Annotated in this window: 8 protein-coding genes and 1 pseudogene; 4 read left to right on the top strand and 5 right to left on the bottom strand. The window is 58.8% G+C overall.

What is annotated here, in order from left to right; all coding sequences use genetic code 11:
- The coding region (locus I5W_RS24410) for an alkaline phosphatase D family protein (RefSeq protein WP_252717207.1) at window positions 1-862 on the bottom strand (862 nt) is incomplete at its 3' end.
- A 364-nt stretch (window positions 863-1226) separates the two neighbouring features.
- Here I5W_RS24410 and I5W_RS24405 point away from each other — a divergent pair.
- Window positions 1227-2429, top strand: a complete 1203-nt coding sequence (locus I5W_RS24405) for an ammonium transporter (RefSeq protein WP_044531192.1) — start codon at window positions 1227-1229, stop codon at window positions 2427-2429.
- Window positions 2430-2465: 36 nt separating this feature from the next.
- Here the strand turns inward: I5W_RS24405 and I5W_RS33720 are convergent.
- Window positions 2466-2926, bottom strand: a pseudogene (locus I5W_RS33720) (transposase); the annotation flags it as partial.
- 336 nt (window positions 2927-3262) lie between these two features.
- On the opposite strand from I5W_RS33720, the gene I5W_RS24395 reads away from it, so the two are divergent.
- Both I5W_RS24395 and I5W_RS24390 read left to right on the top strand, forming a co-directional pair.
- Window positions 3263-4315 carry a helix-turn-helix domain-containing protein gene (locus I5W_RS24395; protein WP_044531191.1) on the top strand — a complete coding sequence of 351 codons (1053 nt, stop codon included), beginning with the start codon at window positions 3263-3265 and terminating at the stop codon, window positions 4313-4315.
- Complete coding sequence (locus I5W_RS24390) at window positions 4315-4800, top strand: nucleotide-binding protein (protein ID WP_044531189.1); 486 nt, start codon at window positions 4315-4317, stop codon at window positions 4798-4800. The genes I5W_RS24395 and I5W_RS24390 overlap by 1 nt, the downstream gene beginning before the upstream one ends.
- A gap of 315 nt (window positions 4801-5115) precedes the next feature.
- Here I5W_RS24390 and I5W_RS24385 read toward each other — a convergent pair whose 3' ends face one another.
- Complete coding sequence (locus tag I5W_RS24385; protein WP_044531188.1) at window positions 5116-5325, bottom strand: hypothetical protein; 210 nt, start codon at window positions 5323-5325, stop codon at window positions 5116-5118.
- A gap of 510 nt (window positions 5326-5835) precedes the next feature.
- On the opposite strand from I5W_RS24385, the gene I5W_RS24380 reads away from it, so the two are divergent.
- Window positions 5836-6462, top strand: coding sequence for a GAF domain-containing protein (locus I5W_RS24380; protein ID WP_252717206.1), 627 nt, complete (start codon window positions 5836-5838; stop codon window positions 6460-6462).
- 13 nt (window positions 6463-6475) lie between these two features.
- On the opposite strand, the gene I5W_RS24375 is transcribed toward I5W_RS24380, so the two are convergent.
- Window positions 6476-8230, bottom strand: coding sequence for a sensor domain-containing phosphodiesterase (locus I5W_RS24375; RefSeq protein WP_044531190.1), 1755 nt, complete (start codon window positions 8228-8230; stop codon window positions 6476-6478).
- A 46-nt stretch (window positions 8231-8276) separates the two neighbouring features.
- Window positions 8277-9755 (bottom strand): methyl-accepting chemotaxis protein (locus I5W_RS24370; protein WP_044531187.1); only part of this gene is annotated, 1479 nt, incomplete at its 5' end.

Here is a 9755-nt window from a genome sequence, read left to right as displayed (position 1 = left end):
TGTCATTGGACGATTGCGATGCGTTGACGTGGTCATTGGGGTGCACCGGCGATTTGCCACCCAGACCCTGCCCCAGCATTTCGTTGGCGCGATTGGCAATGACTTCGTTGCGGCGCTTGTTGGCGTCCAGCATGTTGTAGGCGAAGTTGCCGCGATAGTCGTCCAGCGTCTGCGCCACCTTGGACTTGGCCTCGGTGACCACGTTGCGCCACAGGCTGCCGTCGTCCAGCTTCACTTCGGCCTGGATCGGCCCATCGGCATAGATCTGGTCGCCCGAGTGGATGAAGAAATCGGGACGGAAACGGCGCATTGATTCATATACCCGATAACCGCCCCACTGCTCGTTGATGCCCCATCCCTGGCCGGCTTCATCGCCCGAGAAGGCAAAGGTGATGTCGCGCACCTGGCCGTGCTGGGCCGCGGCCGGCACCATGAGGCTGCCGGTCAGCGGTTCGCTCAAGGCCGACTCATGCACCAGGTCCTGGAATTGCACGCGGTAATAGACGCGCTGCCCCGCCGGCAGACCGCGCAGATCCACGCGGGCGCTGTAGTCGTCACGGGCCAGCGCGGTGGGGCCGGCGATGCGGATGGGATTGGCGAAATGCTCGCTGGTGGAATACTCGACCAGGATGCGCGCCGTGCGATCGCTACGCGCCCAGACCATGGCGCTATCGCGGGTGACGTCGCCGCTCATGATGCCGCTGGGCAACTGCGGACGCAGGCGTTCGGAAGTGACGATGGCCGGCGCCACCGCCAAGGCGGCGGGGCTGGCGATCACGGCCGCACTGCCCACGGCGGTGGCGGCACTGTCGCGCAGGAAACGGCGACGGCTGTGGTCGGCTGGCGAATTCTGGTCGGGCATGGCAACTCCTGTGAGGGTGAGGAAACAGAGGGGGAGTTGCAATGTAGCGATCCAGTATGACCGTTCCATGAAAGCAGGATGACCAAGGCTGACCTGAGGGTCTGAAAAATGCAAAATGATGCGATTTTCATAAAATTTCGGGACCACAAGGGCCAGCTGACGACGCGCACTAAAATACAGCTTCAATCCGGGGGGCTCTGCGCGATCGCACGAAATTCGTGCAAAACTTCATATCCCGAATTGATGCGCACCGAAAAAGTCCTTAAAAATCAAACCACTGCCGAAGAATCACCAAAATGGAACGGAAATTGCTTGAATCCAGGCTTTTCATTCTTTCATTGCACAATTTTTGGGAGATTTTCTGGTGGACGATCACAAAAACGGCGCAGACGCCCTCTTCATCCTGCTGGGGGCGATCATGATCCTGGCCATGCACGCCGGCTTCGCCTTCCTTGAACTGGGCACGGTGCGCAAGAAAAACCAGGTCAATGCCCTGGTCAAGATCCTGGCCGACTTTGCGGTCTCGACCATCGTCTATTTCTTCATCGGCTATTACGTGGCCTATGGCGTGAGCTTCTTTGCCGGTGCCGAGACACTGGCCCAGAAAAGCGGCTTCGAACTGGTCAAGTTCTTCTTCCTACTGACCTTTGCGGCGGCCATCCCGGCCATCATCTCGGGCGGCATTGCCGAGCGTTCCAAGTTCAATCCGCAACTGGTGGCCACTGCCGTACTGGTGGGCCTGGTCTATCCCTTCTTCGAGGGTATCGCCTGGAACCAGCACCTGGGTGTGCAGGCCTGGCTGGCAGCCCGTTTCGGCGCCGAATTCCATGACTTCGCCGGTTCCATCGTGGTCCATGCCGTGGGCGGCTGGATCGCGCTGCCGGCGGTACTGCTGCTGGGCGCGCGCCGTGGCCGCTACAGCAAGGAAGGCGCGGTGGCGGCGCACCCGCCCTCCAACATCCCGTTCCTGGCGCTGGGCGCGTGGATTCTCACGGTGGGTTGGTTCGGCTTCAACGTCATGAGCGCGCAGACGCTGGAGAAGATGAACGGCCTGGTGGCGATGAATTCACTCATGGCCATGGCCGGCGGCACCCTGGTGGCGCTGCTGATGGGCCGCAACGACCCCGGCTTCGCCTACAACGGCCCGCTGGCCGGCCTGGTGGCCGTGTGCGCCGGCTCGGACCTGATGCACCCGCTGGGCGCACTGCTCACAGGCGGCATCGCCGGCGCCATCTTCGTCTGGATGTTCACACGCACCCAGAACAAATGGAAGATCGACGACGTACTGGGCGTGTGGCCGCTGCACGGCCTGTGCGGTCTGTGGGGTGGCTTGGCGGCCGGCATCTTCGGCCTGCAGGCGCTGGGGGGACGCGGTGGCGTGTCCTTCATGGCGCAGTTGATCGGCAGCCTCATGGGCATCGCCATTGCGGCGCTGGGGGGATGGATCGTGTATGGCTTGCTCAAGAAGGCGGTCGGCATCCGTCTTGATCCCGAGCAGGAATTCGAAGGGGCTGACCTGGCCATTCACAAGATTTCTTCGACGGCGGAGAGGGAGACCAGTTGGTAAGCCAACTGATAATTAACAATAAAGTCTGTATGCCGTAATCTTGCGATAGCCATAGACCCCGCCAGATTCCAGCCATGATTGCTTGATGAGCGCCAGGAGCCGCCGGTTCTCCTTGGTCCTATCGGATTCCGGTCGAGCCTTCCAAGCGTAGTAGCCGCTGGGATGGAAGCGCATTACGCGGCACATCGTGCGAACGGCATGCTGGGGTTCGTGAGCCACAATGAACGCGTACTTTACCGAGACTCGTTGGCAAAGAACGCGGCGGCCTTTTTTAGGATGTCGCGCTCCTCGGTGACGCGCTCGAGCTCGGCCTTGAGGCGACGCAGCTCTTCTTGCTGGCTAACCTGTGCCCGACGCTCCTCAGGCGCCAATGCGTACTTCTTTATCCATTCGTACACCCCGAGTCGTTTCGCAACATCAGGGGCTCAGTGGCCCCGTTCCGTGACCTGCTTGACTGCCTCAATCTTGAACTCCTCCGGATAACGCTTGTTACTCATGATGACACCTGGGTTGCCTGATATTTTAGGCTGCGGAGTGTCTAGGGCCTGTTCACATTTAATCTGCGAGTGCGAGAGATCGCCAAGCGTTGAGTGCCTAGGCGCAGCGACGCGTCGTAGTGGTGCTACGGCAAGGAGCTGCAACAACATGTGAACAGGCCCTAGTGGTTCCGGGGCGATTCACTTTAGGTTTTGATTGCGGGAACTCCCCGTCACACAACCTATAGCTAGGCGTTTTAGCCTTGCTCGGGCGCCAGACGACGCCGAGCATAGGCACAGCCTCCGGTTGACAAAAATCATGAAAAAATGTATTTTGTCAACCATAAGGAGCCACCCATGATTAGCAATCGAATCCAACGCGCCAGACTACTGCGCGGGCTGAGTCTAGAGGCCTTGGCGCAGCTCATGGGGGATATCTCAAAGCAGGCTTTGAGCAAGTTCGAGAAGGGCGACGTTTTACCCAACTCAACCCGTATTCTCCAGCTCGCCAAAGTACTGAATGTGAAACCCGAATACTTCTTCCGGGCTGACACGACTGAACTCGCTCCGGTCGAATTCCGCAAACTATCCAAAATGCCAAAACGTGACCAGCAAGTGGTCATTGAACAAGCACGCGACCACCTGGAGCGCTACATCGCGTTGGAGCAAATTTTCGCTTCTGTACAGAAAAACTCGAAGCCGAGCCCTGCCGGCTCAATTCGAGTCAATAGTCGAGACGAAGCAGAAACTGCAGCTTCACAATTGCGCGAAGAGTGGTGTCTTGGAAATGATGCCATTGCGAACTTGACCGAATTGCTTGAGGAGCACGGTATCAAGGTAGCGTTGCTTGAGGGAGTTCATGATTTTGACGGAGCCTGCGTCGCCACTAAAGACCAACAACATGTCCTGGTCGCTTTAAACAGGAGACGAGCAGGAGAGCGTCAGCGCTTCACCGCAGCGCACGAGTTAGGTCACTGGATAATGGCATTACCTGATGACATGCCCGAGAAAGAGCAAGAACTGTGCTGCCACCGATTTGCTGGCGCCCTTCTGTACCCAAAGGAGCGCGTTGAAGCTGATTTTGGCGGACGTCGACGAAGCGTGCTGTTGCAGGAGTTGATGTTAGCAAAACGGGGATACGGAGTGTCGATGCAGGTAGCATTACGACGATTGAAGGACCTGCACATTATTGATGACGGAAGCTACAAGGCACTGAACATTGATATTGCTAGAAGAGGATGGAAAACTGCAGAGCCTGAGGCTATGCCTTGCGAAAAACCGCTGAGGTTCTCCTCTCTGGTTTACCGAGGTCTTGCCGAAGGTCTGATTACTCTTTCTCGCGCAGCCGAATTTCTGCAACGTCCAATATCTGCTGTTGAGAACGCTAATCCATTGGCCATGGAGGGCTGATGGCAAAGGTTTATATTTCAGATACAAACATCTGGATAGATTTTCACCATGCCTCTCTCCTTAATGAACTCTTCAAGCTCCCGTTCTCTTTATGCTGTACGGAGTTTGTCGCCTTTGAGCTGGACGAACCGGACCTAAAACCGTTAATACAGCTCGGACTGATAATTGAACCTCTCAGCGGAGAAGAGATTCAACAGTTAGAACAGCTTACGCAGCAGCACAACAATCCATCTCTTGCGGACATGTCTTGTTATTACCTGGCGAAGGAAAGGCAAATGCCATTGCTGACAGGTGATGGAAAATTGCGGACACTTGCAAAAAACGAGTCAGTCCAAGTTCATGGTGCACTTTGGCTGTTGGACCAGTTGGTTGCGCACAAGGTAGTACTTCCCAATCGAGCGGCAGCAGCTCTGCAGACGATGTTGGACAACAATGCCCGACTTCCTGCAGCAGAATGCAGGATTAGGTTCGAGCATTGGAATTGACGTGACCTGCGCCTCAATTTAGTACGAGAACGACTTGGAGTCTGCGGTCAAAGGTAAGGTAGGGGCGATCTGCAAGGAAATCGTTCTCAAGAAAAGGAAAGACTTGGACCAACACTACCATTGCGTAACTGTACCAAGCTCAATACGCTGCATTGACACACTCCATGAAAGCCACCCGCACGGTGGCTTTGGTCTTTGCGCAGGATAAAAAAAAGCCCCACTCCTCACGGAGCAGGGCTTAACGCCCCCTCGGGGGGATGAGGAGGCGGGACAGCTTTGCGGCGCGGCATACGCCCGCCGCCATGACCTTCCTATCTATCCTTGCCGCAGGCTGGGCGCGAAGAAATCAGCCATGTTGCCCTGCGTCCAATCCTTCACTACCTGGTCCTCACACCAGACACGGTATTCATAAAACCGCTCCCCCTCCGACAGGTCCAGCGCCCGGCTCTCGATGACGTAGGTCGTCCCGGCGATGCATATTTTCATCCGATGGGAATCCGCGCCGGCCTCCTCTTGCTGACTCATGGCTCCCTTTCTGTTTCCTCGTGTCTGCACAAACTGGCCTGCAGGGCTTGACCCAAGTCAGCTTCGAAGCAGAACGAGGGGACTTGTCCGACATCATTTTGCATTGAGCACTACAATGCCCCCATTGGCACGAACATCATTAAAACTCCGTGGGCCCAAAAAAATTCCCGCCCCATAGGAAAAAGTCCGCCCCAGGAACAGGTAAGTTCTTGCCCCTACATTATGAAAATTTGTTTATTTCGCATTTTTGCCTATGGCAGCCCTTACTGGAGGGGAAAATATTAAAGTATTTTCCTTTGTTGTATTTCTGCCATCCATAAAATATTAAATATGCGAAATATCAAATTTTATCTAGCACAGTTATACTTTTACAAGGATCAATCAAATGGGACGCGCAGTACCATCTGATGACAACGACATGCCGCCCAGCGACCCTGCGATGACTCACGGGAAGCCGCCAAGATGCTGGGTGTTTCAATCACGACCGCCCAGATGTGGATGGAAAGCGGAATGCTGGCCTCCTGGAAGACACCAGGTGGTCACCGGCGTACCCGGTTGAGCTCGGTCATGACCTTGCTCGGCCACCGCGAAGTGAAACAACCCGAGCCCACCGCCGGTCCGTCTGCGCCACCGATCGAGGTTCCTTATCCGGTCAGCCTGAACGAGCCTGAACGTGCGCGCTTTGTTGAACAGATCATGGAAGACGTACATTGCGAGGCCCGCTTTCAACGCCTGACATGGCTCGCCAGCGAATTGCTGGACGTGCCCATCGCCCTGGTCACCTTCCTGACCTCGGAACTGCAGATCTTCCGCGCTGCGCACGGTTTGAACATCAGTTCCACGCCGCGCTCCTGGGCCTTCTGCAATTACGCCGTGATGCAGGAAGATATCTTCACCGTCCCCGATGCCACCCGGGATGCGCGCTTCGCCAACAATCCCATGGTCACCTCGGATCCCTACATCCGCTTCTACGCCGGCATCCGCCTGATGCACCAGGGCAAGGCCTTTGGCTCGCTGTGCGTGATCGATACCGAACCGCGCATCCTGCGTGCGCATGAGCGGCAGGCGCTGGAAGAACTGGCGGTCATGGCCACCGACATCCTCTCGCTGCAAATCCTCGAAGCGCGGCAACAGTAAGACGCGCTGCTGCTCAGCGGGACATTCCCATCCACTCTTCCAGTTCCTCGGCCGGCATCGGCCGGGCGATGGCATAGCCCTGGGCATAATCGCAGCCGAGATGCTGCAACAGGCGTACCGTGCGTTCGCACTCCACGCCTTCGGCCACCACGCCAAAGCCAAGCTGGTGTGCCAGATGGATGATGGAGGGCACGATCACCTGGTCGGCCTGGTCATCGACCAGGCCACGAATGAAGGAACGATCGATCTTCATGACGTCGGCCGGGATGCTCTTGAGGTAGCTGAGATTGCTGAAGCCGGCACCGAAATCATCGATGGCCACCTTCACCCCCAGTTCGCGGATGGCCTGCACGCGCTGGCGCACCACCTCAGGGTTGCTGGCCATGGCACTCTCGGTGAATTCGATTTCGATCAGACCGGGCGGCACCACGTGCTGCGTCAATAGTTGCGCCAACAGGCACTGCAAGTCATCGGCCTCGAAATCCCTGGCCGAGGTATTGATGGCCACCGGCGTGGCGCGTCCGCGCTGCGCCCAGTGCGCTGCCTGTGCCACCGCCTGGCGGACTACCCAGGTGGTGATCTGGCGGATCTGGGCGGTCTTTTCCGCCAGGCTGATGAACACCTCCGGCGAGATATTGCCCAGGATGGGGTGCTGCCAGCGGATCAGCGCTTCGACCCCGATGCAGGCACCATCGTGTAACCTGATCTTGGGCTGGTAATACAGGCTCAGTTCGCCCGGCGTGTTGAACGCCACCGGCAAGGCCGACAGTACCCAGAAGGCATAGCGCTGGTTTTCTGCATGAGCCGGTTCGAAGATGCGCGGCGAGACGCCTTCCTCGCGGCTCACGTCGATCACCGTCAGCAATGCACGCACCACGTCGCCTCCATCGAGTTCATCGACCTGTGGCAGTACGCCCACCGCGATGTCGAGCTGGTGCGGAATGCCATGGATCTCCAGCGCATGGGCAAAATGGCGCTGCAGCGACGCCTGCCGCTGCTGGCGCTGCTGCGCATCACCGTCATCGAGGTAGACGAAGGTGGTGGTCGCCACCCGGTACACCTGGGTGGTTCCCAATGCGCGCTGCAGCGTACGACAGACCTCGACCAGAAACGCCTCGGCATAATCCCAGCCGAGCGCCTTGACCATGTCGAACAAATATTCACGTGGACAGATATCCACCGCCAGCGCTGCGCACGAGCGGCTCACCGGGCCGATCTCCTGGGCGCGCGACCGCAGCGCTTCCATGAGCCTGGCGCGATTGGGCAAACCCGTCACATGATCGGTGTAGCCGCTGTTGCGCAACTGCTCCAGACGCTCCATGACGATGGCCGCCAGTTGCTCCAGTTGCGCCTGTTCGACCTGGCTGAAATGACTGCGCGCCTGCGAATCGATGATGCACAGCGTTCCCAGCGGCTGTCCCTGGGGCGTGACCAGCGGCGCGCCGGCGTAGAAGCGGATGAACGGCGCACCGGTCACCAGCACGTTGTCGGCGAAACGCTCATCTTGCCGGGCATCCAGCACCACCATGCTGCCGCTGGAGTAGATGGCGTGCGCGCAGAAGGAATCCGCACGCGGCGTCTCGCGCACCTCCAGTCCGATGCGCGACTTGAACCATTGGCGATATTCATCGACCAAGGACACCAGCGCGATCTCCACCCCGAACATCGACCTGGCCAGTTGTGTGACCTGGTCGCATAGCATGTCGGGCAAGGTATCGAGTACGCAGTAGGACTGCAACTCGGCCAGCCGGGTGTCTTCGCATGGCACCGCGAGCGGATACTCCGCTGCTTGCAAACTCTGCACCAGCGCCACCCTATCCCCGCACGGCCGCCGTCGGCGCGACCTTGAAGGTGGATACCAGGCGCGCCAGCGACCCTGCCTGCGAAGTCAGCGCCTGGGCAGCAGCAGCGGCCTGTTCCACCAGTGCCGAATTCTGCTGGGTAGCTTCATCCATGTGGGTGATGGCGTCATTGACCTGCTCGATACCCGCGCTTTGCTCACGGCTGGAAACGGTGATGTCGGCGATCACGCCGGTCACCTTGCGCACGCTAGCCACGATCTCTTCCATGGTCACGCCTGCGCCCTTGACCAGGCTGCTACCGGCCTCGACCTTGGTCACCGAAGCACTGATCAATTCCTTGATCTCCTTGGCCGCGGCGGCGCTGCGCTGGGCCAGCGTGCGCACCTCGGTCGCCACCACCGCAAAGCCACGTCCGCCTTCGCCCGCCCGTGCCGCTTCGACTGCCGCGTTCAGGGCCAGGATATTGGTCTGGAAGGCGATGCCATCGATCACGCTGATGATATCCACCACCTTGATGGACGACTGGTTGATATCATCCATGGTCGCCACCACCTCGCCCATCAACTGACCGCCCTTGACCGCGATGACCGAGGCCGATTCGGCCAGCTCGCTGGCCTGGGCCGCATTCTCTGCATTGTGGCGCACCGCCGCGGTAATTTCTTCCATGGCGCTGGCGGTTTCCTCCAGGGAACTGGCCTGGCGTTCGGTGCGTGCCGACAGGTCGACGTTGCCGCTGGCGATCTCGGTGGAAGCACGCTCGATCGAATCGGTCCCCTGCCGCACCTGACCGACGATGGCTGCCAGGCTGTCGCGCATCATCCTGATGGCGTACAGCAGGCTGCTGCGATCATCGGCGCGCGTACTCACCTCCACCGCCAGGTCGCCATGCGCGATCTGCTGGGCGATGGCCATCGCATAGGCAGGCTCGCCGCCGAGCTGGCGCAGCAGGCCGCGGGTGATGACAAAAGCCACTGTCACCGCCAGCAGGGTCACCACCACGGCCAGCAAGGAAATCAGGTGCAAGGCATCCTTGGCCGCACTCTCGCTGGCAGCGCCGGCAGCCTTGCTCTGGCCGGCGATCTCGGCGATGAGCTGATTGATGTCCTCGACGATCTTGCGTCGCAAGGGGCTGCATCGATTGACCAGGAAATCGCGATAGGCCTCCATCGCCCCGCCTTGGCGATATTGGCGCGGGAGCTGGAGCTCATCGGCCATCTTCAGCAGGCCGCTGCGCACGACGCTGAAATTGGGATTGCCAGCCAGCAGGGGTTCCAGCTTCTGCAGCTCGGCCAGATAGATCGCCTTTTGTTCATCGACGATCTTCAGTTCCTTCTGGGCCTCGGCATCCTCCAGGAACACGTAGGCATTGCGCGCCGCGATCCCGGTCTGGTCCAGGGCTTCGCGTGCGATATAGAGCGGCTCCAGCTTTTCATTTTGTACATCATTGGCGCGCTCGATGGAGCTACGCAGGGAATTGATCCCCAACATCGC

It is taken from the genome of Herbaspirillum sp. B65, assembly GCF_000333555.1.
GTDB lineage: Bacteria > Pseudomonadota > Gammaproteobacteria > Burkholderiales > Burkholderiaceae_D > Herbaspirillum > Herbaspirillum rubrisubalbicans.
This window is presented reverse-complemented; position numbering and strand designations above follow the sequence as displayed.